This is a genomic window from Enterobacter sp. 04-C-12-SI-ECC, from assembly GCF_047530715.1.
GTDB classification, from domain to species: Bacteria; Pseudomonadota; Gammaproteobacteria; order Enterobacterales; family Enterobacteriaceae; genus Enterobacter; species Enterobacter bugandensis.
On record NZ_JBLKDI010000005.1, the window covers coordinates 18778 to 45103 of the forward strand.

At 53.6% G+C, this 26326-nt stretch carries 24 protein-coding genes; 6 read left to right on the forward strand and 18 right to left on the reverse strand.

All coding sequences use genetic code 11. The annotated features are described in order from the left end of the window. Positions 1-6: 6 nt before the first annotated feature. From rnhB to rpsB, 15 genes are all read right to left on the reverse strand, one after another. Positions 7-603, reverse strand: coding sequence for a ribonuclease HII (gene rnhB, locus ACMWL8_RS09785; RefSeq protein ID WP_241276955.1), 597 nt, complete (start codon positions 601-603; stop codon positions 7-9). Next, complete coding sequence (lpxB, locus tag ACMWL8_RS09790; RefSeq protein ID WP_045259497.1) at positions 600-1748, reverse strand: lipid-A-disaccharide synthase; 1149 nt, start codon at positions 1746-1748, stop codon at positions 600-602. Before lpxB ends, rnhB begins: the two co-directional genes overlap by 4 nt. Further along, the gene (gene lpxA, locus ACMWL8_RS09795; RefSeq protein WP_045259496.1) at positions 1748-2536 is read right to left on the reverse strand and encodes an acyl-ACP--UDP-N-acetylglucosamine O-acyltransferase; all 789 of its coding nucleotides are present in this window, start codon (positions 2534-2536) and stop codon (positions 1748-1750) included. The genes lpxB and lpxA overlap by 1 nt, the downstream gene beginning before the upstream one ends. A 3-nt stretch (positions 2537-2539) precedes the next feature. Then, positions 2540-2995, reverse strand: coding sequence for a 3-hydroxyacyl-ACP dehydratase FabZ (fabZ, locus tag ACMWL8_RS09800; protein ID WP_010426706.1), 456 nt, complete (start codon positions 2993-2995; stop codon positions 2540-2542). Positions 2996-3097: 102 nt separating this feature from the next. Next, the gene (gene lpxD, locus ACMWL8_RS09805; protein ID WP_041911190.1) at positions 3098-4123 is read right to left on the reverse strand and encodes a UDP-3-O-(3-hydroxymyristoyl)glucosamine N-acyltransferase; all 1026 of its coding nucleotides are present in this window, start codon (positions 4121-4123) and stop codon (positions 3098-3100) included. Between the two features lie 3 nt (positions 4124-4126). Beyond that, positions 4127-4621, reverse strand: a complete 495-nt coding sequence (gene skp / locus ACMWL8_RS09810; protein ID WP_014882635.1) for a molecular chaperone Skp — start codon at positions 4619-4621, stop codon at positions 4127-4129. A 122-nt stretch (positions 4622-4743) separates the two neighbouring features. After that, positions 4744-7161 (reverse strand): outer membrane protein assembly factor BamA, encoded by a 2418-nt coding sequence (bamA, locus tag ACMWL8_RS09815; RefSeq protein ID WP_028015584.1) that lies wholly within the window; start codon positions 7159-7161, stop codon positions 4744-4746. A gap of 31 nt (positions 7162-7192) precedes the next feature. Further along, positions 7193-8545, reverse strand: coding sequence for a sigma E protease regulator RseP (gene rseP / locus ACMWL8_RS09820; RefSeq protein ID WP_041911192.1), 1353 nt, complete (start codon positions 8543-8545; stop codon positions 7193-7195). A gap of 11 nt (positions 8546-8556) precedes the next feature. Beyond that, the gene (cdsA, locus tag ACMWL8_RS09825) at positions 8557-9414 is read right to left on the reverse strand and encodes a phosphatidate cytidylyltransferase (RefSeq protein WP_041911193.1); all 858 of its coding nucleotides are present in this window, start codon (positions 9412-9414) and stop codon (positions 8557-8559) included. Between the two features lie 12 nt (positions 9415-9426). Continuing rightward, positions 9427-10185, reverse strand: coding sequence for a (2E,6E)-farnesyl-diphosphate-specific ditrans,polycis-undecaprenyl-diphosphate synthase (gene ispU, locus ACMWL8_RS09830; protein WP_028015581.1), 759 nt, complete (start codon positions 10183-10185; stop codon positions 9427-9429). A 185-nt stretch (positions 10186-10370) separates the two neighbouring features. Further along, positions 10371-11570 carry a 1-deoxy-D-xylulose-5-phosphate reductoisomerase gene (gene ispC, locus ACMWL8_RS09835; RefSeq protein ID WP_028015580.1) on the reverse strand — a complete coding sequence of 400 codons (1200 nt, stop codon included), beginning with the start codon at positions 11568-11570 and terminating at the stop codon, positions 10371-10373. 95 nt (positions 11571-11665) lie between these two features. After that, a complete protein-coding gene (gene frr / locus ACMWL8_RS09840) occupies positions 11666-12223 on the reverse strand; it encodes a ribosome recycling factor (RefSeq protein WP_003856180.1) in 558 nt (185 codons plus the stop codon). A 167-nt stretch (positions 12224-12390) separates the two neighbouring features. After that, the gene (gene pyrH / locus ACMWL8_RS09845; protein WP_008501910.1) at positions 12391-13116 is read right to left on the reverse strand and encodes a UMP kinase; all 726 of its coding nucleotides are present in this window, start codon (positions 13114-13116) and stop codon (positions 12391-12393) included. Positions 13117-13266: 150 nt separating this feature from the next. Then, positions 13267-14118 (reverse strand): translation elongation factor Ts, encoded by an 852-nt coding sequence (gene tsf, locus ACMWL8_RS09850; RefSeq protein ID WP_028015579.1) that lies wholly within the window; start codon positions 14116-14118, stop codon positions 13267-13269. Positions 14119-14235: 117 nt separating this feature from the next. Then, on the reverse strand, positions 14236-14961 hold the full coding sequence (gene rpsB, locus ACMWL8_RS09855) for a 30S ribosomal protein S2 (RefSeq protein ID WP_003856207.1): 726 nt from the start codon (positions 14959-14961) through the stop codon (positions 14236-14238). Positions 14962-15283: 322 nt separating this feature from the next. On the opposite strand from rpsB, the gene map reads away from it, so the two are divergent. The 3 genes from map to dapD all read left to right on the forward strand — a co-directional run bounded on the left by map (position 15284) and on the right by dapD (position 19673). Further along, positions 15284-16078, forward strand: a complete 795-nt coding sequence (gene map / locus ACMWL8_RS09860) for a type I methionyl aminopeptidase (protein WP_028015578.1) — start codon at positions 15284-15286, stop codon at positions 16076-16078. Positions 16079-16140: 62 nt separating this feature from the next. Then, on the forward strand, positions 16141-18816 hold the full coding sequence (gene glnD / locus ACMWL8_RS09865) for a bifunctional uridylyltransferase/uridylyl-removing protein GlnD (RefSeq protein ID WP_008501914.1): 2676 nt from the start codon (positions 16141-16143) through the stop codon (positions 18814-18816). Between the two features lie 32 nt (positions 18817-18848). Further along, complete coding sequence (dapD, locus tag ACMWL8_RS09870) at positions 18849-19673, forward strand: 2,3,4,5-tetrahydropyridine-2,6-dicarboxylate N-succinyltransferase (protein ID WP_008501915.1); 825 nt, start codon at positions 18849-18851, stop codon at positions 19671-19673. Here the strand turns inward: dapD and ACMWL8_RS09875 are convergent. Next, positions 19670-20302, reverse strand: a complete 633-nt coding sequence (locus ACMWL8_RS09875; RefSeq protein ID WP_041911197.1) for a DNA-binding protein — start codon at positions 20300-20302, stop codon at positions 19670-19672. The genes dapD and ACMWL8_RS09875 overlap by 4 nt on opposite strands. Before the next feature lie 251 nt (positions 20303-20553). Here ACMWL8_RS09875 and ACMWL8_RS09880 point away from each other — a divergent pair, with 251 nt between their 5' ends. The 3 genes from ACMWL8_RS09880 to ACMWL8_RS09890 all read left to right on the forward strand — a co-directional run bounded on the left by ACMWL8_RS09880 (position 20554) and on the right by ACMWL8_RS09890 (position 23382). After that, positions 20554-21090: a hypothetical protein gene (locus ACMWL8_RS09880; RefSeq protein ID WP_045259494.1), complete on the forward strand. Its 537-nt coding sequence runs from the start codon at positions 20554-20556 to the stop codon at positions 21088-21090. A 9-nt stretch (positions 21091-21099) separates the two neighbouring features. Continuing rightward, positions 21100-22782: a hypothetical protein gene (locus ACMWL8_RS09885; protein WP_131678047.1), complete on the forward strand. Its 1683-nt coding sequence runs from the start codon at positions 21100-21102 to the stop codon at positions 22780-22782. A gap of 213 nt (positions 22783-22995) precedes the next feature. Then, positions 22996-23382, forward strand: coding sequence for a DUF3461 family protein (locus ACMWL8_RS09890; RefSeq protein WP_014168696.1), 387 nt, complete (start codon positions 22996-22998; stop codon positions 23380-23382). Between the two features lie 92 nt (positions 23383-23474). On the opposite strand, the gene cdaR is transcribed toward ACMWL8_RS09890, so the two are convergent. After that, complete coding sequence (gene cdaR / locus ACMWL8_RS09895) at positions 23475-24632, reverse strand: DNA-binding transcriptional regulator CdaR (RefSeq protein ID WP_032644978.1); 1158 nt, start codon at positions 24630-24632, stop codon at positions 23475-23477. A gap of 146 nt (positions 24633-24778) precedes the next feature. Continuing rightward, entirely contained in the window at positions 24779-26215 is a 1437-nt protein-coding gene (gene degP / locus ACMWL8_RS09900; protein WP_028015572.1) for a serine endoprotease DegP, read from the reverse strand. Positions 26216-26326 lie beyond the last annotated feature (111 nt).

Sequence of the window (26326 nt, forward strand, 5' to 3'; positions counted from 1 at the left end):
CTTGATTCAGGACACCAGTCCCAGCGCGCGCTTCACCGGGCCAAAGCTGCGCCGATGATGTTCAGTTGCGCCATGTTCAGCCAGCTTTTCCAGATGGAAAGCCGTTGGATATCCCTTATGCTGGGCGAAACCATACGCGGGATAAGTGAGGTCCAGCGCGGCCATTTCGGCGTCGCGCGTCACTTTGGCAATGATTGACGCCGCGCTGATTTCTGCGACGCGGCTATCGCCTTTAACGACGGCCATCGAAGGCATCGGCAGCGCAGGGCAACGGTTACCGTCGATCAGCACATATTCAGGCACAACCTTCAGGCCAGCAACGGCTCGCTGCATTGCCAGCATCGTGGCGTGCAGAATATTCAGATCGTCGATTTCATTCGGCTCTGCGCGCCCTACGCTCCACGTCAGCGCCTTCTCTTTAATTTCATCGAACAGCGCCAGACGGCGCTTCTCACTGAGTTTTTTTGAGTCGTTCAGACCCATAATCGGGCACATTGGATCGAGGATCACCGCCGCGGTCACCACGGCACCGACTAACGGGCCGCGCCCGACTTCATCCACTCCGGCAACGAGGTGCGTGTGGGGATAAGTAAATTCCATCATTTTGCTAACTCCAGCACTGCATCAGCCGCCTGCTCATCAGCATTACAGCGGATCTGCTGATGCAGTTCACGGAAAGTATCGTGCATCTGGTGGCTGGTCTTGCCGTTGGCCAGCAGCGGCAGCAGGGCATCCGCAAGCGCCTGCGGCTGGCATTCATCCTGCAACAGCTCTTTCACCAGCTCGCGCCCGGCAAGCAGGTTTGGCAGGGAGACATAATCCGTTTTCACCAGACGTTTTGCCAGCCAGAAGGTAAACGGCTTCATGCGATAACCGACCACCATCGGGCATTTCGCCAGCATACACTCCAGCGCTGCCGTGCCGGAAGCCAGCAGTGCGGCATCGCTTGCATACATGGCTTCCCGCCCTTTCCCGTCGAGAAGACGAACGTGAAGATCCGGGGCAACGTCGGCTTTGATACGCTCGAACTGCTCGCGGCGTTTGGCATTCACCAGCGGCACGACCACTTCAAGATCGGGATAGGTCTGGCGAAGAATCTGCGCGGTCTTCAGGAAATCAGCGCTCAGCATCTCGACCTCTGCACCACGGCTGCCCGGCAGCAGCGCCAGACAGTGCACATCATGCGGGATACCCAGCACGTCGCGCGCCGCGTTTTTATCCGGATCCAGCGGCATCGCATCCGCCATGGTATGACCGATAAAACGGCACGGAACATTAAATCTGTCATAAAACGCTTTTTCGAAAGGCAGGAAAGCCAGCACCAGATTGGTGGACCGTCCGATTTTGAAAACGCGTTTCTGTCGCCACGCCCACACGGACGGACTGACATAGTGAATGGTTTTGATGCCCTGCTTTTTCAGATTACCTTCGAGAGTAATGTTGAAATCAGGTGCATCGATACCGACAAACACATCGGGTTTGAGTTCGGTAAAGCGGCGGGTGAGATCGGCACGAATATGCAACAGGCGTCGCAGGCGCCCCAGCACCTCGACGATGCCCATCACGGCCAGCTCTTCCATTTCATACCAGGCTTCACAGCCTTCGGCCTGCATCAGCGGGCCAGCCACGCCAACAAAGCGAGCATTGGGTACGCGCGCCTTAAGCGCCCGGATGAGACCTGCACCAAGAATATCGCCGGAGGTTTCTCCGGCGACCAGGGCTATCGTAAGCGGACGACTGTCGACCATTAACGAATCAGACCCCTCGTGGAACGGTCAAAGAATTCCATGAACGCGTTCACTTCAGGATGCTTATCCGCCAGCTCGGCAATTTCCGGCTTCGCCTCTTCCAGCGTTTTACCGCTACGGTACAGCAGCTTGTACGCGTTGCGGATCGCAGTAATCGCTTCGCGGCTAAAGCCACGACGCTTGAGGCCTTCGATGTTCACGCCAAACGGCGTGGCATGGTTGCCCTGCGCAATCACATACGGCGGGACGTCCTGCGCCACACCGGAGCATCCGCCGACCATCACGTGTGCACCAATGATGCAGAACTGATGGACTGCGGTCATGCCGCCAATAATTGCGAAGTCATCAACCGATACGTGTCCTGCCAGCGTTGCGTTGTTGGCAAGAATACAGCGATTGCCCACGGCACAGTCGTGCGCAATGTGCGCATTCACCATGAACAGGTTGTCGCTGCCCACCTTCGTCAACCCACCACCCTGCACTGTTCCACGATGAATGGTGACGCTTTCGCGAATACGGTTACGATCGCCAATTTCCAGACGGGTCGACTCACCAGCATATTTCAGATCCTGGTTAACTTCGCCGATGGAAGCGAACTGATAGATCTCGTTATTGCAGCCAATGGTCGTGTGACCATTCACGACAACGTGAGATTTCAGTACTGTACCCTCACCAATTTCGACATGGGGTCCAACAATACAAAACGGGCCAATGTGGACGTTTGCGCCAATAATGGCACCGGTTTCCACAATAGCGGTAGGATGAATAAAGGCGGATTTATCAATCACGTATCAGGACTCCCGGCTACGAGCACACATCATCGTCGCTTCGCAAACAACTTTGCCGTCAACCAGCGCTACGCCTTTGAAGCGAGTCAGGCCACGACGCGTTTTTTCAAAAGTGACTTCCATGATCATCTGATCACCAGGCACGACAGGACGCTTGAAGCGCGCTTCATCAATACCTGCGAAGTAATACAGTTCACCCGGCTCCAGCTTACCGACGCTTTTAAACGCCAGAATACCGGTAGCCTGAGCCATCGCTTCCAGAATCAACACACCCGGGAAGATAGGCTTACCCGGGAAGTGTCCCTGGAAGAACGGCTCGTTCACGGAAACATTTTTCACTGCGCGCAGAAAACGACCTTCTTCAAAATCCAGCACACGGTCTACCAGCAAAAACGGGTAGCGGTGCGGCAGAAGTTCTAAAATCTCTTCAATATGCAGAGTATGAGTGTCAGTAGTCAAAATACTCTTCCTGTCAAAATGTACTGATAACAATAATAACACGGCCTGCCGGTTTATTAGAAAGCCGACAGGCCGGGAAAGATAGCGTTAAACGGGTGACGTTTAGTCTTGTTGATCGATCTTACGCTCAAGAGACTTGAGTCGCTTGCTCATATCATCAATGTTCATCACCAGAGCTGCTGTTTTACGCCATACCTTGTTGGGTTGCAGCGGAATACCGGAGGAATAGACGCCAGGTTCAGTGATAGGACGCATTACCATGCCCATACCCGTCACCGTCACCTTGTCGCATATTTCCATATGGCCATTAATCACGCTCGCGCCGCCAATCATGCAGTAACGACCAATTTTCAGGCTGCCCGCCATGATGACGCCCCCCGCAACCGCGGTATTGTCGCCAATCACAACGTTATGCGCAATCTGGCACTGGTTATCGATGATAACACCATTGCCAATGATCGTGTCGTCGAGTGCACCACGATCGATCGTGGTACAGGCCCCGATCTCCACGCGATCGCCAATAATAACGCGACCAAGCTGCGGGATCTTAACCCAGTTACCGCGATCGTTCGCGTAACCAAAGCCATCAGAACCAATCACGGTACTGGACTGGACGAGGCAATTTTCGCCGATTTCAACTTCATGATAAACGGACACATTGGCCCATAAACGGGTGCCAGCGCCGATTTTCGTATTTTTCCCAACGAAGCATCCAGGGCCAATGACGACGTTATCGCCCAGCTCAACGCCAGATTCAATAACCGCATTCGCGCCAACGGCCACGTTGTTACCCAGCTTAGCCGTCGGATCAATCGCTGCACTGGCAGCAATGTTCTGCGCCGGCTGCGGCGTGGTATCAAGAATTTGAGCCATGCGTGCATACGTCAGGTAGGGATTTTTCACTACCAGCGCGCTTCCAGTGGCAAAAGGAAGATCGTCCTGCGTCAGAACAACAGCTGACGCCTGGCATTGTGCCAGTTGTTCACGGTACTTAGGGCTTACCATGAAGGTAATCGTGCCAGCTTTAGCAGATTGCATGGACGCAACAGCGGTGATGACGATATCGCCATCACCGTGTAATTCTGCATCCAACTGCTGAGCTAAATCAGCCAGTCGAATTGAAGGCATTACTTATTTAACCTGTTTCAGAACATCAGCGGTGATGTCTTTAACATCGCTGCTGTTGAAAGCAACGGCGTTCGCATCAACAACCAGATCGATGCTCTGATCGGCAGCAACTGCTTTAACAGCAGTCTGAATGCGAGTCACCAGCTTGCCACGCTCTTCGTTAGAACGACGCTGACGATCCTGCTCGAAAGCCTGCGCTTTCTGGGAGAAGGTCTGGCGCTGAGCCATAACGTCTTTTTCCAGTTTGCTGCGATCGCTTGCTTTCATGGTAGAACCATCACGCTGCAGACGCTGCATTTTGGACTGAAGATCGCCTTCCATACGCTGCAGTTCGCTCGCACGGCCTTTGAATTCGTTTTCCAGAGTCGCAGAAACACCTGTTTTCTGAGCGACCTGCTGGAACAAATTACCCATGTTGACGATTGCGATTTTGTCTGCTGCCTGAGCAGAAGTTGCCATCGCTAAACCGAGACCTGCAGCTAATAACCACTTTTTCACAATTAACTCCTTACCATCCCATTGGCACCAGAAGGTACCGTTCTTTGCGTGGCAAGGCGACCGTTTTACCGATCGCCGGTTGTCAGCGCTACACTGCCAACGCATTCCATTGCAGCGGATTATTACCAGGTTTTACCAATGTTAAACTGGAATTGCTCCGCTTTGTCTCCATCGTATTTCTTAAACGGCTGGGCGTAGGAGAAGACCAACGGCCCCAGCGGTGACATCCATTGTAATGCGATACCGGCAGACATGCGAATATTGCCCGGATCGCTATAGTCTGGAACGCCAGCCGCGCGCATCTGGGCAGTATTCTCCCAGTTGGTATCCCACACCGTACCCGCATCCCAGAAGAAGGACGTACGTACGGAGTTCGCGTATTTATCACTGATAAATGGCGTTGGGGTGATGAACTCCAGGCTGGCCACGGCCATGGCGTTACCGCCTACCGCATCATCAGAGCTACATACTTGTTTTGGATCACGGCTTGCGCAGTTATCTTCATCATTACCGCCGTAATAAACCGCTTTCGGACCAATGTTGTTAGACTGGAAGCCACGCACGGTGCTTGAACCACCCGCGTAGAAGTTCTCATAGAACGGCAACTCTTTACTGCCGATACCGTCACCATAGCCCCAACGGGTACGACCCAGCACCACCCACTTGTGATCGTCATCAATCGGGAAGTAGGACGCGGTATCCAGCGTCACCTTGTAGAACTCGTTATCGGAACCAGGAATGGTCACCTTACCGTTCAGGTTAACGCGAGAGCCTTCTGTTGGGAAGAAACCGCGGTCAAGACGGTTGTAGGTCCAGCCATAGTTGAAGGTGAAGTCATCTGCAGCAAAACCGTTGTCATCGCTGGAGGTACTCGCCGACTGGCCGATAGAATCCAGATAACGCCACATCGCCACCTGCGGCTGCATGTTGGACAGGTCGTTATGCACGTAACCTAAGCCCGCTCGCAGGGTGTTGTATTCGTTAACCGGGAAGCCAAGCGTTCCGTCCACACCGTAACTTTTGTTGGTGTAGGAAGACAGATCTGCATCATCCGCTTTAAAGTCGTTATAGAAGATACGACCGCCCAGGCTCACACCGTCAACGGTGAAGTATGGGTTGGTAACGGAGAACTCAGAGTAGGTCTGGTAGTCGTTTTTGGTACCGTTAATACCAACAGAGTAACCTGTACCCAGCCAGTTATCCTGCTGGACGCCTACCTGGAAACTCACGCCGCTTTCCGTGCCGTAGCCCACGCCGAAGTTAAAGCTACCGGTGTTACGCTCTTTCACTTTATAAACGACATCAACCTGATCCGGGCTGCCCGGTACACGCTGAGTTTCAGTATCTACGGTTTCAAAATAGCCCAGACGGTTCAGACGCTCTTTACCCTGGTCGACCAGGTCGCTGCCCAGCCACGCCCCTTCCATCTGACGCATTTCACGACGCAGAACGGAGTCTTTAGAGGTGTCATTACCGACGAAGCGGATCTTACGCACGTAGAAACGGTTACCCGCATCAACGTTAACGTGCAGCTTAACGGTTTTATCCGCATCGTTGATTTCCGGCTGAGTTTGTACGCGCGGATAGGCATAACCATAGCGGCCGAGCAGCTTCTTAATGCTGTCTTCCATTTTGGTGACTTTGGATCCGCTGTACAGATCGCCCGGCTGAATTTTGGTCAGCGATTCGATCTCAGCAGAATGCCCCGCCAGGTTACCACTCACTTCAACACCAGAAAGCTTGTACTGATCGCCTTCAGTGATGTTAACCGTAATGTAGATACCTTTCTTGTCCGGAGTCAGACTGACCTGAGTCGAGTCGATATTGAAGCGAGCATAACCGCGATCCAGATAGTAGCTGCGCAGGGTTTCAAGGTCGCCCGCCAGCTTCTGTTTCTGGTATTTACGATCGCCAACCACGTTCCACCACGGCACTTCATCGCGCAGCTGGAAGGTCGAAATCAGTTCGTCGGTGCTGAACGCGTGGTTACCCACGATGTTGATCTGCTGGATCTTCGCAGAAACACCTTCCTGGAAGACCAGCTTCAGGTCAACACGGTTACGCGGGAGCGGAGTGACAACCGCTTTCACGCTGGCGCTGTATTTACCGACGCTGTAGTAGAAGTCTTCCAGACCTTTTTCAATGTCTGAAAGGGTTGTGCGGTCCAGAGATTCACCCACACGAACACCCGATGCTTCAAGGTTTTGCTTGAGCATGTCATCTTTCACCGACTTGTTGCCGGAGAAAGTGATACTGGCGATCGTTGGACGTTCTTTTACCTGTACCAGCAGCGTATCACCATCGCGCAGGACGCGGACGTCCTCGAAGTTGCCGGTGGCAAACAGAGCACGGATGGTGTTACTGATATCTTCATCATTAACCGTATCGCCGGGGCGCACAGGCATACTGAGGAGGGCCGCACCAACGGCGACACGCTGAAGGCCTTCGAAATGAATATCTTTCACTACGAACCCGTCAGCACCGTATACGGTGGCGCTGCTAAACAGCAGCGACGCTATGAGCAACTTTTTCATCGCCATCGTTATTATGCGTTCTTCCTAACTAACTCTCTTACAACCGAGAGAAATCATTGAAAAGTGCAAGCCCCATTAACAGCACCAGCAAAATCGAGCCAATGCGATAACTAAAGTCTTGAACTCGCTCGGATACCGGCCCGCCTTTTAGCTTTTCAATCGCTAAAAACAGCAGATGACCCCCGTCTAAAACGGGAAGCGGGAACAGGTTGATAATCCCAAGGTTCACGCTAATAAGCGCGAGGAACATGAGATAGTAAATCACCCCGAACTCCGCTGACATCCCAGCCCCCTGAGCAATCGAGATTGGCCCACTGAGGTTGTTCAGTTTCACATCACCGGTTATCAATTTCCCCAACATGTTGACCGTCAGCTTCATCAGTTGCCATGTTTTATCCGTGGCTTCAAGAATGGCGCTGAACGGCCCATACTGGCGTATTGTCTTGTACTCATCTGGCAGCGGGATCACTTTTGGCACAACGCCTGCAAACCCTTCTGCCTTTTTGCCGACCGACTTCGTATCCGGGATCAGCGTCAGCGAAAGCGGACTGCCTTGCCTTTCAACTTCCAGCGCGAGGGACGTCCCCGGATTATCGCGCACCAGAGTAACAAAGGTCATCCACTCTGTTAATGGTTGACCATCGACTTTAACGATCCTGTCGCCAGCTTGCAAACCCGCTTTGCTCGCCGCCGAATTTGCCTGTACTTCGGCTAATACCGGCTCAATCTGCGCGCCGCGGGGACGAATGCCCAGCGCAGCGACGGGATCCTCTTTGTCTGGCTCGAAACGCCAGTGGCGTAAATCCAGTACTTTGTCCTGACGCGCGTCTGACCCAAACGGCGATACGCTGATAGTTGTCTGCGGATCGCCAATTTTGGCTACCAGCTGCAGTCGCACGGCATCCCAATCAGGGGTTTCGATGCCATCAATCGCTTTAAGTTCCATCCCGGAGGTAATTTGCGCACTCGCCGCGATGGAGTCAGGGGCAATATCCCCCACTACCGGACGCACGCCAGGGACGCCGATGATAAACACCAGCCAGTAAGCGAAAATCGCAAAGATGAAGTTGGCTACCGGTCCGGCAGCGATGATAGCGGCGCGTTGTCCAACGGTTTTGTTGTTAAACGCACTGTGTCGCAGTTCGGGAGCGACAGGCTCAACACGTTCGTCGAGCATTTTGACGTAGCCGCCAAGCGGGATAAGGGCGATGACAAATTCTGTGCCGTGACGATCGGTGCGCGTCCAGAGTGATTTGCCAAAACCAATGGAGAATCGCTCTACCCGCACACCGCAACGGCGAGCAACCCAGAAATGGCCAAATTCATGCACGGTAATCAGTACACCCAGTGCAACAATGAACGCCGCCAGATTCCAGAGAATGCTCAGCATAAAACCTTCCGTTAAATCGTCCCGAATACCAGTAAAAGCAGGCAAGCAAATACTGGAACAGCCGCTGTCAGGCTGTCAATGCGATCCAGTATACCGCCATGCCCTGGAATAAGATGTCCGCTGTCCTTAATCCCTGCTTCACGCTTAAACATACTTTCGGTTAAATCACCGAGCACTGAGGCAAGTGCAGCAAAAATCGAGCACACCAGCAGTATTGATGGTGCCACGGCCAGATCTGCCCAGACGCCATAGCCCCAGGAGATGATCGCTGCCGTAAACAAGCCGCCGATGAAGCCTTGCCAGGTTTTCCCCGGCGAAACTTTTGGTGCCAGCTTATGTTTGCCAAACAGTTTACCAAACATATAGGCCCCGGAGTCAGCCCCCCAGACGAGAATCATCACATAAAGCAGCCAGATCGCACCGCTGTAGTGATTTTCGTCATAGTGCCAGGCGCGCAGCGCGACCATGCCCCAGAAAAACGGAACAATGGTGAGCAAACCAAAAATCAGTCGCAGCACTTTTGAATGACGCCAGATTGCGGCCGAACCTGGATAAAAAAGCACCAGTAACAGCGCAACAACCCACCAGGCCAACGACATCCACAAGGAGCCGGCTACCAGCGGTTGATGAATATCATGGTGATATTCAGGCAACGTAAACAGCATTATGGCCAGGATAAAGCCACAGAGTACCGCAAGCCATACTCGCTGGCTGCGCGAGGTAAAGCCGCTAAACTGTCCCCATTCCCATGCGGCAAGCATGCACACTACCAGCGTGACAATGGCGAATCCCACCGGGGGCAGCAAAAACAGCGCCGCAATGACAATGGGTATTAAAACAAAAGCGGAAATCAGGCGATACTTCAGCAAAAGCTACCCCCATCAGGCTTTGTCGCCACCTGGCTCGGTGCCGCCGAAACGACGCTCTCGATTGGCAAAGGCATGCAGCGCACCTTCAAAGTCTTGTTCATCAAAATCGGGCCAGAGAACATCTGTAAAGTAAAGTTCAGCATAGGCAATTTGCCATATCAGAAAGTTACTTATGCGATGTTCCCCCCCTGTCCTAATTACCAAATCCACAGGTGCCAGTTCATTCATGCAGATTTGCTTGCTCAGCGCCTCTTCATCAATCTGGTCGGGTCTCAACAGCCCTTCCTGAACCTGTTCGGCCAGATGCCGAACGCCCTGGATAATATCCCAGCGTCCACCGTAATTCGCCGCAACGTTGAGCGTCAGACCGGTATTATTTTCCGTCAGCGCTTCTGCTTTACGAATCCGCTCCTGCAAACGTGAGTTAAAACGACTGGTATCGCCAATGATGCGCAGGCGAACGTTGTGGCGGTGCAGGCTTTTTACTTCGCTGTCTAGCGCCCACACGAACAATTCCATCAACGCAGTCACTTCCTGCGGAGGTCGATTCCAGTTTTCACTGCTAAAAGCATAGAGCGTTAACGCATCAATGCCGTTATTGGCGGCAAAAGAGACGGCGCGGCGAACAGATTTCGCTCCCGCTTTATGCCCAAAGGCTCGTATTTTCCCTTGTCTTTTCGCCCAGCGCCCGTTGCCATCCATAATGATTGCTACATGACGGCAGCCATGAGCTGGCAAGTTTTCGCTTATTGGTTGATTCGCAGACAACATAACGCGTTTTTTGTCCCTGAAAGGATTTAACGGTACTCAGGAATACTTAAGCCTGTACATAAAAAAGCCGTGTCAAACCACGGCTTACCTGACCACATAAAGTCAAATTCCTGCGATCAGGTGGCGCAGACTATATCACTGAAGCCCAACGCTAACAAATAGCACGACCACTAGTGCTTGCTTTATCACCAGCTTGCGAGACGTGTCACCTGTTTACGCGCAATATCACGAGCAGCTGTATCCACCGCCAGTACCTCTTCCACGCTTTGTGGCTCGCGCAAATCCATCATTTCCAGTACCGATAAATTTAAGGACGCGATATCGGTAAAACGGATCTGCTGATTCAGAAATGCGTCAACGGTAATTTCATTGGCTGCATTCAGTGCCGTCGTCGCCGCCTGCCCCTGGTCAAAGGCGTTCATTGCAAGCTTCAGACAAGGATAACGATCGTAGTCTGGTTCACTGAACGTCAGAGAACTGAGCTTACAGAAATCAAGCGGCTTCACGCCGGATTTCACCCGGTTCGGCCATGCCATTGAATGGGCAATAGGCGTACGCATATCCGGCTCGCCGAGCTGTGCCAGCACGCTGCCATCCTGATAGCGCACCATCGAGTGAATCACCGACTGCGGGTGGATCAGTACTTCCATCTGTTTCGCCGACGCATTAAACAGCCAGCGCGCTTCAATGTATTCCAGACCTTTGTTCATCATGGTGGCAGAATCCACGGAGATTTTACGCCCCATTGACCAGTTCGGATGACGGCACGCCTGATCCGGCGTCATTGCGCGCAGTTCAGAGAGTGGCGTTTCACGGAACGGGCCACCAGACCCGGTAAGCAGAATCGACACAACGCCATTCTGCTCCAGGTCAGCGTACCCCAGGTTCTGTTGAAAAGGTTGCGGTAAACTCTGAAAAATGGCGTTGTGCTCGCTGTCGACCGGTAAAAGACGCGCCCCGCGCTGTTTTACCGCGTCCATGAACAGACGTCCGCAGGTCACCAGCGACTCTTTATTGGCGAGCAAAACATCTTTACCGGCATCGATCGCAGCAAGTGTAGGCAGCAGCCCGGCTGCGCCGACAATGGCCGCCATAACCTGCTCAACCTCATCCAGCGCCGCCATCTCGCAGGCCGCCTGCTGGCCACTCAGCACCTCGGTTCGGCTGCCCTTCTCACGCAGTTGGGCTTTTAGCAGGCGCGCGCTCTCTTCGTCATCCATCACCGCATAGCGGGGCATAAACTCCAGGCACTGCTCGACCATACGCTGCACATTCTTACCGGCCACCAGCGCTGTCACGGTGTAAAGTTCAGGATTATGGCGGACGACGTCGAGAGTACTGCAACCGATGGAGCCGGTTGAGCCGAGGAGTGTTAAATGCTTCATGAGATGCCCGAAAAAAGTTAGACCAGATAAAAGCAAAACGCCGCCAGCAAGACCCGAAGTCCCTCTGAACGGCGTTTATCAGTGTACGACAGAAATCAGAACTGCATCAGTTCCGCTTCTTTTTCTGCCAGCGCCGCATCAATTTTCTTGATGGCAGCGTCGGTCATTTTCTGAATGTCGTCCTGAGAACGACGATCGTCATCTTCGCTGATCTCTTTTTCTTTCAGCAGTGCTTTCACTTTATCGTTCGCATCGCGACGCACGTTACGCACGGAAACACGACCCTGCTCAGCTTCACCGCGAACCACTTTGATGAGATCTTTACGACGCTCTTCCGTCAGCGGAGGCAGCGGAACGCGGATGTCAGCACCCGCTGAGCTTGGGTTCAGACCCAGGTCAGAAGCCATGATCGCTTTCTCAACGGCCGGGCTCATAGAGCGATCGAAGACGTTGATTTTCAGCGTACGGGTATCTTCAACCGTCACGCTCGCGAGCTGACGCAGAGGGGTTGGCGTACCGTAGTATTCTACGATGATGCCATCCAGCAGGCTTGGGGAAGCACGGCCAGTACGGATTTTGCTGATTTGGTTTTTGAACGCTTCTACGCATTTGTCCATGCGTACTTCAGCATCTTTTCTGATGTCGTTAATCACGTTACGAATCCTTGAAAACTTGTCTCAGGCAGACTATCCGCCAGCACAGCGCTACAGGTGTGCTAAGTATAGTCGCGTTTAATTCATGACAACGCCAAAGGCGCGTCCAGGTAAGATACCACTACAAAGTAAAGCGGAATCTTACCTGTATTTATCGTCGACGGAAATTATTCCGTGATCAAAGTGCCTTCTTTTTCGCCCATGACCACGCGACGCAGTGCGCCAGGCTTGTTCATGTTGAAGACACGGATCGGCAGTTTGTGGTCGCGAGCCAGCGTGAAGGCGGCAAGATCCATCACTTTCAGCTCTTTATCCAGCACTTCGCTGTAGCTCAGCTGATCGTACATGGTCGCAGAAGGATCTTTTGCCGGGTCGGCAGTAAACACGCCGTCTACTTTGGTCGCTTTCAGCACCACGTCGGCTTCAATTTCGATACCGCGCAGGCAGGCAGCGGAATCGGTGGTAAAGAACGGGTTACCCGTACCGGCGGAGAGGATCACCACGCGGTTGTTGCGCAGCAGGCTGATGGCCTCTGCCCAGCTGTAATTATCGCATACGCCATTCAGGGGAATCGCGGACATCAGGCGGGCATTCACGTAGGCGCGATGGAGCGCATCACGCATTGCCAGGCCATTCATCACGGTTGCCAGCATACCCATGTGGTCGCCCACAACGCGGTTCATCCCCGCTTTCGCCAGACCAGCACCACGGAAAAGGTTGCCACCGCCAATGACCACGCCAACCTGGATACCCAGTTCGACCAGTTCTTTGATTTCCTGTGCCATGCGATCAAGGATGCTTGCGTCAATACCGAAGCCTTCCGATCCCTGCAGCGCTTCGCCACTCAGCTTAAGCAGAATGCGTTTGTACACGGGTTTTGCATTGGTAGCCATGTTTCTTTCCTGAGACTGTCAACGATTAAGATGGGAGTTAATTCTGGCGACATAATATGCCGCAAATCAGCACGGCGATACTGGAGCCTGTCTGATTTCCTGTGACGGGTGACAAAAAGAAGCCGCCCTCAGGCGGCTCCTTTTCAATCATTAAGACTGCTTGGACATTGCAGCAACTTCTGCTGCGAAGTCAGTCTCAACTTTCTCGATGCCTTCGCCCACTTCGAAGCGGATGAAGCCAGTTACGTCAGCGTTGTGCTCTTTCAGCAGCTGAGCAACAGACTTGCTTGGATCCATAACGAAAGGCTGGCCAGTCAGAGAAACTTCGCCGGTGAATTTCTTCATGCGGCCTTCAACCATTTTCTCTGCGATTTCTTTTGGCTTGCCAGACTGCATCGCGATGTCCAGCTGAACCTGGTACTCTTTTTCTACCACTTCAGCAGACACGTCTTCTGGCTTAACGAATTCTGGTTTGCTTGCAGCGATGTGCATTGCCAGCTGTTTAACCAGCTCTTCGTCAGCGCCTTTAGCCGCAACCAGAACACCGATACGTGCGCCGTGCTGGTAAGAACCCAGTACTTCGCCTTCCAGGGAAGATACGCGACGGATGTTGATGTTCTCACCGATTTTAGCAACCAGCGCAACACGTTCTTCTTCGAACTGTGCTTTCAGAACTTCAACGTCAGTGATTTTGCCAGCAACAGCTGCGTCCAGAACTTTGTTCGCAAATGCCTGGAAACCGCCATCTTTAGCAACGAAGTCAGTCTGGCAGTTAACTTCCAGAATGATGCCGTAGGTGCCGTCGATTTTAGTGATGATCACGCCGTCAGCAGCAACGTTGCCTGCTTTCTTAGCTGCTTTGATCGCACCGGATTTACGCATGTTTTCGATTGCCAGCTCGATGTCGCCGTTCGCTTCAGTCAGCGCTTTTTTGCAATCCATCATGCCTGCGCCAGTACGCTCGCGCAGCTCTTTTACCAGGGATGCGGTAATTTCAGCCATTCTTAAATCCTCGGGAGATGTGAACTGCCCGGCCGGAGGCCAAACAGTGTAAATTGAAAAAAGGGGCCGATAATGGGCCCCTATTCATACACGGTACTAATAAGGGGTAAAACCTTATTATTCAGCTTCTACGAAGCTTTCTTCCGCCTGAGAAGCCAGATCCTGGGAACGGCCTTCACGAACGGTAGCAGCTACAGCGCTCAGGTACAGGCTAACAGCACGGATTGCGTCGTCGTTACCCGGGATAACGAAGTCAACACCGTCCGGATCGGAGTTGGTATCAACGATAGCGAATACCGGGATACCCAGGTTGTTAGCTTCTTTGATAGCGATGTGCTCGTGGTCTGCATCGATTACGAACAGCGCGTCTGGCAGGCCGCCCATATCTTTGATACCGCCCAGGCTGTTTTCCAGCTTGTCCAGTTCACGAGTGCGCATCAGCGCTTCTTTCTTAGTCAGCTTGTCGAAAGTACCGTCCTGAGACTGGGTTTCCAGATCTTTCAGGCGCTTGATGGACTGACGAACAGTTTTCCAGTTGGTCAGCATGCCGCCCAACCAGCGATGGTTCACGAAGAACTGGTCGCAGCTGTTAGCAGCATCTTTCACAGCTTCGCTTGCAGCGCGCTTAGTACCAACGAACAGAATCTTACCTTTACGGGAAGAGATCTTGTTCAGCTCAGCCAGGGCTTCGTTGAACATTGGTACAGTTTTCTCAAGGTTGATGATGTGAACTTTGTTACGCGCGCCGAAGATGAAAGGCTTCATTTTCGGGTTCCAGTAACGGGTCTGGTGACCAAAGTGAACACCAGCCTTGAGCATGTCGCGCATGGAAACAGTTGCCATGTTTTAAAACCTCTATATTGAAAGTTGGGGTTATGCCTCCACGTATCCCATATTACCGACCCCGAAGGGCACCCCGGAATATGTGCCGATACGTGTGTGTTGTTACACAAAGTGAGATTTGTCGCTTCCGTCCAGCCTGTGTATCTGAGATGGATCGGAAGTCCGGCGCGCTTTATACCACAAAACACGACCAGAAACCAACAGTTGTTGGCGGAGTGTGCTGTTAATGATTCTCAATTTGGCACGGGGCGTGCCTGACTGATACCATTGACGACACTTAGACTAGTATTGTCGAAAAAATCGACACCGATGGACAGATTACATGGCTATCTCTATTAAGACACCTGAAGAAATTGAAAAGATGCGCGTCGCCGGTCGTCTGGCCGCGGAAGTGCTGGAAATGATCGAGCCGTTCGTGAAGCCGGGCGTCAGCACCGGCGAACTGGATCGCATCTGTAATGACTATATCGTTAACGAGCAGCACGCGGTTTCCGCCTGTCTCGGTTACCACGGCTTCCCGAAATCCGTCTGCATCTCTATTAATGAAGTGGTTTGCCACGGTATTCCGGACGACGAAAAACTGCTTAAAGATGGCGACATTGTCAACATCGACGTGACCGTCATTAAAGACGAGTACCACGGTGACACCTCGAAGATGTTCATCGTTGGTAAACCAACGATTCTGGGCGAGCGTCTGTGCAAAGTGACGCAAGAGAGCCTGTACCTGGCGCTGAAAATGGTTAAGCCGGGCATCCGCCTGCGCACTCTCGGTGCCGCAATTCAGAAATTCGTGGAAGCGGAAGGTTTCTCCGTGGTGCGCGAATACTGCGGTCACGGCATCGGTCGCGTCTTCCATGAAGAGCCGCAGGTTCTGCACTATGATGCCGATGACGGCGGCGTGGTGCTGCAAAAAGGGATGACCTTCACCATCGAACCGATGGTCAACGCCGGTGACTACCGCATCCGCACTATGAAAGACGGCTGGACGGTGAAAACCAAAGACAGAAGCTTGTCTGCCCAGTACGAGCATACTATTGTGGTAACGGACAACGGCTGCGAAATTATGACGTTGCGCAAGGATGACACCATCCCGGCGATACTGACGAACATTGAGTGATAAGAAGCCGGCAAATGCCGGCTTTTTTAATGGCGATAGCTTTTTCTTATGGGTGGCGCACGATGAGCAATCTATTACCCGAACAGTATGCTAACACAGCACTTCCCACCCTCCCCGACCAGCCCGATAACCCGGGCGTCTGGCCGCCGCACGAGCTGACCTGCGCGCACATAAAAGCCCATATGGATGTTTTCCACCGCTGGCTGGGCAGCGCGTTCGACGCGGGCGTCTCTGCCGAGCAGCTCATCGAAGCGCGCACCGAATTTATCGATCAGCTCCTGCAGCGTCTGTGGATCGACTACGGTTTCGGGCAGGTGAGCGACGTCGCGCTGGTTGCCGTCGGGGGCTATGGCCGCGGGGAGCTGCATCCGCTTTCCGATATCGACCTGCTGATCCTGAGCCGCAAAAAGCTGCCGGACGAACAGGCGCAGAAAATAGGCGAGCTGCTGACTCTGCTGTGGGACGTCAAGCTTGAAGTGGGCCACAGCGTGCGCACCCTGGAAGAGTGCCTGCTGGAGGGGTTATCTGACCTGACCGTCGCCACCAACCTGATTGAAACCCGCCTGCTGATTGGCGACGTCGCGCTGTTTCTGGAGCTGCAAAAGCATATTTTCAGCGACGGCTTCTGGCCATCTGAGAAATTCTTCGCCGCCAAGGTCGAGGAGCAAAACCAGCGCCACCAGCGCTACCACGGCACCAGCTATAATCTTGAACCCGATATTAAAAGCAGCCCCGGCGGCCTGCGCGACATCCACACGTTACAGTGGGTCGCCCGTCGACACTTTGGCGCCACCTCGATGGACGAGATGGTCGGCTTTGGCTTCCTGACCGAGGCCGAGCGTAACGAGCTAAACGAGTGTCTGCACCTGCTGTGGCGCATCCGTTTTGCCCTGCATCTGGAAGTGACCCGCTACGATAACCGCCTGCTGTTTGACCGTCAGCTCAGCGTAGCGCAGCGGCTGAACTATCAGGGCGAAGGCAACGAGCCGGTTGAGCAGATGATGAAGGATTTCTTCCGCGTCACCCGCCGGGTCACCGAGCTGAACCAGATGCTGTTGCAGCTGTTCGACGAGGCCATTCTGGCCCTGACTGCCGACGAAAAGCCGCGCCCGATTGACGATGAATTCCAGCTGCGCGGCACGCTTATCGATCTGCGCGACGAAACGCTGTTTATCCGCGAGCCGGAAGCGATCTTGCGGATGTTCTACACCATGGTGCGCAACAGCACCATCACCGGGATCTACTCCACCACCCTGCGCCATCTGCGCCACGCGCGCCGCCATCTGACGCAGCCTTTGTGTTACATCCCGGAAGCGCGCTCGCTGTTCCTGAGCATGCTCCGCCATCCGGGTGCCGTCAGCCGCGGGCTGCTGCCGATGCACCGCCACAGCGTGCTGTGGGCCTATATGCCGCAGTGGTCGCACATCGTTGGGCAGATGCAGTTCGATCTGTTCCACGCCTACACGGTGGATGAACACACCATCCGCGTGATGCTCAAGCTGGAAAGCTTTGCCAAAGAAGAGACGCGCTCCCGCCACCCGCTGTGCGTGGAGCTGTGGCCGCGCCTGACCCATCCGGAACTGATCCTGATTGCCGCCCTGTTCCACGACATCGCCAAGGGCCGCGGCGGCGATCACTCGGTGCTGGGCGCGCAGGACGTGCTGAAATTTGCCGAACTGCACGGTCTCAATTCGCGCGAAACGCAGCTGGTCGCCTGGCTGGTGCGCCATCACCTGCTGATGTCGGTCACCGCCCAGCGTCGCGATATTCAGGACCCTGAGGTTATTAAGCAGTTCGCCGAAGAAGTTCAAACGGAAAACCGTCTGCGTTATCTGGTCTGCCTGACGGTGGCCGATATTTGCGCCACCAACGAGACCCTGTGGAACAGCTGGAAGCAGAGCCTGCTGCGCGAGCTGTACTTCGCCACCGAAAAACAGCTGCGACGCGGGATGCAAAACACCCCGGACATGCGCGAGCGCGTGCGTCATCACCAGCTGCAGGCACTGGCGCTGCTGCGGATGGATAACATTGATGAAGAAGCGCTGCATCAGATTTGGGCCCGCTGCCGTGCCAACTATTTTGTGCGCCACAGCCCAAACCAGCTTGCCTGGCACGCGCGGCACCTGCTGAAGCACGATCTGTCTCAACCGATGATCCTGCTGAGCCCGCAGGCCACGCGCGGCGGAACGGAGATATTCATCTGGAGCCCGGACCGGCCTTATCTGTTTGCTGCCGTCTGCGCCGAGCTGGACAGGCGTAACCTGAGCGTTCACGACGCGCAGATTTTTACCACCCGCGACGGCATGGCGATGGATACTTTTATCGTGCTGGAGCCGGACGGCAGCCCGCTGTCCTCGGACAGGCATGAAGGAATACGTTTTGGTCTGGAGCAGGCGATCACGCAGCGCAGCTGGCAACCACCGCAGCCGCGCCGTCAGCCGGCTAAGTTACGCCACTTTACCGTCGATACCGAGGTCAACTTCCTGCCGACCCACACCGACCGTAAATCGTTCCTGGAGCTGATCGCGCTCGACCAGCCAGGGCTGCTTGCTCGCGTCGGCCAGGTTTTTGCCGATCTGGGAATTTCGCTCCATGGGGCCCGAATTACAACCATTGGCGAGCGAGTAGAAGATTTATTTATAATCGCCACCGCAGACCGGCGTGCCCTTAATAATGACCTGCAGCTTGAAGTGCAACAACGGTTGACAGCAGCCCTCAATCCAAACGATAAAGGGTGACGTGTTTTTTAGTGAAATGGAAAGAGTAAACAATGCAGCAGTTACAGAACGTTATTGAGTCCGCTTTTGAGCGTCGCGCCGAGATCACTCCGGCAAATGTGGATACCGTGACCCGTGAAGCGGTAAACCAGGTTATTTCCCTGCTGGATTCCGGCGCCCTGCGCGTGGCAGAAAAAATCGACGGTCAGTGGGTCACTCATCAATGGCTGAAGAAGGCCGTGCTGCTCTCTTTCCGCATCAACGATAACCAGGTTATCGACGGAGCAGAAAGCCGCTACTTCGATAAAGTGCCAATGAAATTCGCGGATTACGACGAAGCGCGTTTCCAGAAAGAAGGCTTCCGCGTAGTCCCACCAGCGGCAGTTCGTCAGGGTGCATTCATCGCACGCAACACCGTGCTGATGCCATCCTATGTGAACATCGGTGCGTACGTTGACGAAGGCACCATGGTCGATACCTGGGCAACCGTCGGTTCCTGCGCGCAGATCGGTAAAAACGTTCACCTGTCCGGCGGCGTCGGCATCGGTGGCGTTCTGGAGCCACTGCAGGCTAACCCAACCATCATCGAAGACAACTGCTTCATTGGCGCACGTTCAGAAGTCGTTGAAGGCGTGATCGTGGAAGAAGGCTCCGTGATCTCCATGGGCGTTTACATCGGCCAGAGCACCCGCATTTACGATCGCGAAACCGGCGAAGTGCACTACGGTCGCGTTCCGGCGGGCTCCGTGGTGGTTTCCGGTAACCTGCCGTCAAAAGACGGTAAATACAGCCTGTACTGTGCCGTTATCGTGAAGAAAGTGGATGCGAAAACCCGCGGTAAAGTGGGCATCAACGAACTGCTGCGCACCATCGACTAATCCCCGACGCGTTGATAAACCGGGACGCGCCTGTGCGTCCCGGTATAATCATCAAAAACGTCCGTTTCCGCAGTCGCGATTGCCATTCCCTTTTTTCTCAACCCTGCGATATCCGCCGCCATACGCTGGCTCCCCAGCCAGAAAAGCCCGTCGAGAGCCGTCACGGCCAGTCCCGACTCCAGCGCCAGCTTCAGTCGCTCACGCGGCGCTTTTACCTCTTTGGCGATCTGCCGGAAGGGCTCTGCAGTAAGCCCGGTGGGATCGATCCGCCGAATGCGGGTGCTCATGCGGTACTGAAAAGCCTCAGGAATCGCATTGAGATCGGCTTTCAGGCTGTAGACGCAGCCAAAGCGCTTGCCGTTAAAGATGACGTTCTTCTGGCTTAGCTGAAACTCATCGCGCAGCCCGGCGATAAGCTGAGGGGCGCGGGTCAGCACCAGTCGGAACGGCAGTTCGAAGCTGGTGACATAATCCACGTTCAGTAAGGCAATACGTAAACGCTCTTCCGCACCCGCCTTTAGCTGGCGGCACTCTGCGGCAACTTCTGCCCACTGGTGCGTGAGCCTTGGGCTCTCATCTGCGGCGCCAAAGCTGTATTTTTCGATCTGATAATCAATGCGTCCTGACATGTCATTATCCCCGCGGGCTACGCTTTTGTGCGATAACTTTGCCTCATTTCCCCGCTTTTGAATACCCGTCTCGCTCGCCTTTTCTCAGCTGAAGTAACAATGATGAATCTCTTTACAAGCAAGTTCACCTCGTTACTTAATGCAAATTTTTTCTTTTAAAACATAGGTTTGTTGAAAAACAGGATTAACGATATTATTCGTGAACTGCAAATAATAATCTGGCCTTGCGGGCAATAAACGGGAATCGTGCAATGAGTCATTACGGCAAAATAATTGGTGCGGGGATCGCAGGTCTGGTCACTCTGGCCGGGACGTATTTATGGGGAAAAAATAACGGCAAAGACGAAGGGATTGCTGAAGGGCAGCAGATCGCAAAAGCTGAATACGCCGAAAAGATCAAAAAACTCCAGACTGAACTGGCGGACAAGATGCGCGATATCAGTAAACGGGATGACTTTATCCTCGCGGCGTATGCGCTGGGGACATGCTGCATCAAGGCTAATGGCAAGCCCCCGGCGGAAAATATCGCCCTGCTGGATGATGCAGTGTCTGGTCTTGTTCCGCGGGAAAAGTTACCTCAAGCCGTTCAGCAGAAGATCGTCGAGATGGTCGAAACACCGCCCAATCTGCCAACGGTTTGGTCACTTATAAATGAATATCATCTTAACGATGCGAAAAGCCTGGAGAGGTTTAGCCTCATTGTTGGCATGATGGCAAGTCAGGATGAGCTAAGAACACAAAGCGAAAGTGATTTTATGGCCTCCTGGCACTTACTGGTTGCGGCCTGAGGACGACGGATGACAAATCTTAATGCACATCTCGCCAGAATGAAAAAGCTGCAACAGGTGCGGAATGCCCCTGCGCTAAAATCCGTAGCGACGACGTCCGCCATCGAAGCTCATCTGACCGGAGAAGTCGATGCTGCATTTATAAAGGGGTGCGATACCGGCAGCATTTACCGCGAAGCGATCATGGGGGCCAACCTGACGGTCAGCAACGACGACGTTATGGCCCGCCTGGACGTAATATCAACGGGCAGCGCCATCGACAATATCCTCGAACCCGTGTTTCTCAGCCTGCTCGACGGCACAATGCGCGCCTGCAATATCGGCACCCGACAAGGTGTTACCCCGTCCCGCCTGTACCAGGAGTGCCGGGCGTTCAGTTACGAAGCGCCCGAAAGAAATGCCTTTATGCTGGATAGCTACAGCGAGCACTTGAACGAGCGTCAAAACATTGACCGTTTTTCTGAACAATCGTCGTTTAACGGCGGCGAAATGACGCGCAACAACGACTCTCTGAACATGCGCGATGGTGCAAAAATGGAGGCCCGTAAAGAGAACCATTTCTCCGGTAATCTGCGCGCTGAGGATGAATATGGTAACGGCACGATCTACCAGTACAAAAAACATGCGAAAAGCGAGGGAGAGCAGAAGCAGGCTGCCGAAGTCGATCATGTCGTCTCCTGCGCCGAAGTATGCAACAACCTCAAAAGCAACAAGGCTCTGAAGCTTGATGACATCAAAAATATTCTCAATATTGAAGAAAATTATGCTGTTACCAGCATGCAAAACAACCGTGGCGAGAAAACCGGTAAGTTCGCTAAAACCCGCGAAGAACTCCAGCAGGAGATCGATCAGGGCTTTGTAGTTGTCAAAAAAGGGAAAAAAGATGTCGCGCATCCGCTGACAGAAGAGGAAATCAAAACGCGGCAGGTGATGGTCGAGAAAATGGACATCGCGCAGCAAACGATGGATACCAAAACCAATGAAACCGTATTTGATAATATCCGCAAGGATCGCGACGTCCAAAAAGTTCTGGCGAAAGATGCGGCCCAGGCATCAGGTCATCAGTCGCTGGGCGATCTCATTCTCTTCATTATCAAGCCTCTTTACTATGAGCTGCGCAGCTGTTTAACGCACGGTATTGAAGCTGGCGTAGGTGCGAGCGATTTTTCGCAGGCTCTGTCGATTCGTCTTGGTCGCATGAAAGATCACATTCTCAAAAACGCTGTCGTTTTATTAAAAGATGTTGCCGTCGGCTTTATTAAAAATTTCGTGTCGATGCTGCTGGAAGGGATTGTTAACTGCTTCGTTGGCGTGTTCAAAAACATCATGCGAATGGTAAAAGAAGGCTTTAAGGTCCTGATGCAGACGGTACCGATCCTCAGGGATAAACACAGCAGTATGGCCCAAAAAGGCGATGCCATTCTTAAGCTTGTAGCAGGTTCTCTTTCCATCTTTGCGGCTATTGGCCTTGAGTCATGGCTCAGCGGCCTTGGTCTACCAGGACCGCTCCCCATTTTACTTTCATCAGTCCTGACCGCCGTGATTACGGCGCTGGTGATGTTCCTGCTGGATAAGCTCGATCTGTTCGGCGTCAATCAGGCAATCAAAAAACAGCGGATCGACGAACTGTTGGAACAGGAAATTACCACCACGGAAAGCGAAATGCTGGCCTCCATCGCCTTACTGCGCTAGCGCTCAGATCGTCAGGTTTTGGTATTAAATTGATTTCCACTTGACGTAGTCGTTAAAAACAACAATAAACGAGTGGGGGCAATGCACCTTCCCTGCCCGGTAATTTCAGTGAAATGTAATCAGGATCGACCCCGCTTTTTTTATATATGAGGGTGGCAAAAAGGAATTTTTTCATTAATTATTCAAAGGTTATGTTGAGATAAGGGTACCGCTATGTACGATAATCTGAAAAGTCTGGGCATTACCAATCCTGATGAAATCGATCGTTACAGCCTTCGCCAGGAAGCCAACAACGACATTTTAAAAATCTATTTTCACAAGGATAAAGGAGAGTTTTTCGCCAAGAGCGTGAAGTTTAAATATCCACGCCAGCGTAAGACCGTCGTCGCTGACGGCGTAGGACAAGGGTACAAAGAGGTGCAGGAAATCAGCCCTAACCTGCGCTATGTGATCGATGAACTCGATCAGATTTGCCAGCGCGATCGCACCGAAGTCGATCTCAAGCGTAAGATCCTCGACGATCTGCGTCACCTTGAAAGCGTTGTCACCAACAAGATCAGCGAGATTGAAGCAGATCTTGAGAAATTAACGCGGAAATAAAAGCAAAACGGCAATCCCTGATTGCCGTTTTTAGTGTTTGCGCCCTCTCCCCGTGGGAGAGGGATGGGGTGAGGGCACCAGACCGCACTCAGTCATCTCTGTTCGTCCAGCTGCAACGCGACATAGAGCAGCAGCCTGTCGTCAAAGTTCCCCAAATCCAGCCCCGTCAGCTCCGAGATCCGGTTTAGCCGGTACTCAAGCGTATTGCGGTGAATAAACAGCGCTTTTGAGGTCGCCAGCGGTTGCACGTTATGGCGAAACCACGCCTGCAGCGTCCGGCGCAGCAACCCATTGTTGTCCATCGCCTTCAGGCGCGCTAATGGCCGCGCCAGCTCATTCGCCTGCCAGCCGCCGCGCAGGCTGTCGAGCAGCACCGGCAGCATCAGATCCTGATAGAAATAACTGCGGCTCTCCGGCATCCGCTGCTTGCCCACCATCATGGTGGTGCGCGCGGTACGCCAGGACCGGGCGATGCTGCCCGGCCCGGTAAAGTAATTGCCCAGGGCAACGCGAAAACGCAACTGGCCGTTCTCCTGCATACGGGAAATCAGCAGTTCCACGCGACGACGATGATCTTCCGCATCCCAGCGGCCGAACGCATTGAGCGCGGGTTTGAGTACCACCATTTCCGTCAGCGAGACTATCGCCACCAGGTTGTCGCGCTCCGGCGTCGCCAGCGCATTTTGCAGCTGCTGCAGCTCGGCCATCGCGCTGTCTACGCCAAGCTGTCCGCTATCGACCTCAATCACCGCCACCACGCGCGGCTGGTTCAGATCGATCCCCAGACGCTGCGCCCATTCGCTGAGTGCAGGCGTATGTTCTTCCGCCTGAATCAGGTTCATCACCAGCTCTTCACGTAAGCGGCTGTCCTGAGCAAGCAGATGCATCAGGCGCGACTGCTCCAGCATCATTTCCGCCGTCATACAGACCAGCTCGCCGTATTTACGCAGGGATTCCGGTTCGCCCGTCAGGCCGATGACGCCAACAATTTCCCCTTCCAGACGCAGCGGCAGGTTAATGCCCTGACGCACGCCGTGCAGGTGTTTTGCTACCGCATCATCGATATCAACCACGCGGCCCTGAGAAAGCACCAGCAGGGCTCCTTCGTGCAATTCCCCAATACGCTCGCGATCGCCGCTGCCAATAATGCGCCCGCGGGCATCCATTACGTTGATATTGGTATCAATGATGCGCATGGTGCGCGCCACAATATCCTGCGCCATTTTGGTATCAAGATGCCAGCCAGCCATGTAACCCTCCTGTGAGCAGAGCTCAAGCATAGGGAAGTTCAGCAGCGACTGCATTGTGCGAATGCACAAAGTGAGAGGGGGAAGTATGGAGTTGCGGTAGGCGTCACAGAAACAAGAAAGCCCCTGCGAACAGGGGCTTAAAAGGATTACTGCATCAGCAGGTAAATTGAGGTGTCACCGCGCTGGATATTCAGCGCCAGTACGGACGGTTTGCTGTCGAGAATTTTGCGCAGTTCAGCGATGTTTTTCACCGGTTGCTGGTTAGCCCCCATGATCACATCGCCTTTTTTCAGGCCGATACGGGCAGCAGGTGAATTTGCTTTCACGTTGTTCACCACCACGCCTTTGTCCTGGCCCTTGTTACTCATCTCTGCGCCTTCAATTCCGCTGAAGATGGTGCTGGAGTCCACCTGATTCTGGCTGCTCTGCTGCAGCTCCAGGCTTACGTTAACCGGTTTGCCGTCACGCAGCAGGCCAAGGGTCACTTTGCTGCCAATTGGCATCGAGCCCACTTCCGCACGCAGGGCGGCAAAGCTGCTGATCGGTTTACCGTTCAGAGAGGTGATCACATCACCCGCTTTAATGCCCGCCTTCGCTGCAGAGGAGTTCGGCATAACCTGGCTGACGAACGCACCGCGCTGCGCATCCACCTTCATCGCTTTCGCCAGCTCGGAGTTCAGCTCGGTACCCATAATACCCAGCTCACCGCGTTTCACCTGGCCATACTGCACCATCTGAGCAGTCAGGTTTTTCACCATGTTGCTCGGAATAGCAAAGCCGATACCGATGTTGCCGCCGTCCGGTGCCAGAATAGCGGTGTTGATACCGATCAGCTCGCCGTTCAGGTTCACCAGCGCACCGCCGGAGTTACCACGGTTAATGGCCGCATCCGTCTGGATGAAGTTTTCATAGTTTTCCGCATTCAGGCCGCTACGGCCCAGCGCAGAGACAATACCGGAGGTCACGGTTTCACCCAGACCGAACGGGTTACCGATAGCGACGGTGTAATCGCCCACGCGCAGCGCATCGGAGTCGGCAATTTTAATCGCCGTCAGGTTCTTCGGATCCTGAATCTGGATCAGCGCGATGTCGGAGCGCGGATCTTTACCCACCACTTTAGCGTCGAATTTACGACCATCGCTCAGCTGTACTTTAATGGTGCTGGCGTTATCCACAACGTGGTTGTTGGTGACCACGTAGCCTTTTGCGGCATCAATAATCACACCGGAACCAAGCGCCATGAATTTCTGTTGCTGGCCGCCGCCCTGGCCGTCATCCCCTGCGCCACCGCCCTGACAGAACGGAGAACTCTGGAATGGCGAACCGTCCTGGCAGAAAGGTGAATTGTCACCGAAGAACTGCTGGAAGTTACGCGGCATGCGCGGCGTATTGACGGTCGTGCTGCCCTCAACGTTAATACTCACCACCGATGGCATCACTTTTTCGAGCATCGGTGCCAGGCTTGGCATCTGCTGCGCGGTTGCTGCCGACGACGCGGTCTCGGCTGCAGTAGCAGTCAGAGGAGACAGCGCTAAACCTAAACTCAGAGCCAGTGCACTCATTGCTAATGTGGTTTTTTTCATGTTTCTCAATCTCGATTTACAGGTAACGCAAAATTGCTGTGTAACTCAGATTCATTTTATACCGCTTAGTTCCGGCCATAAGTTTATGGAAAAGGTAAAAATTTATTGGCC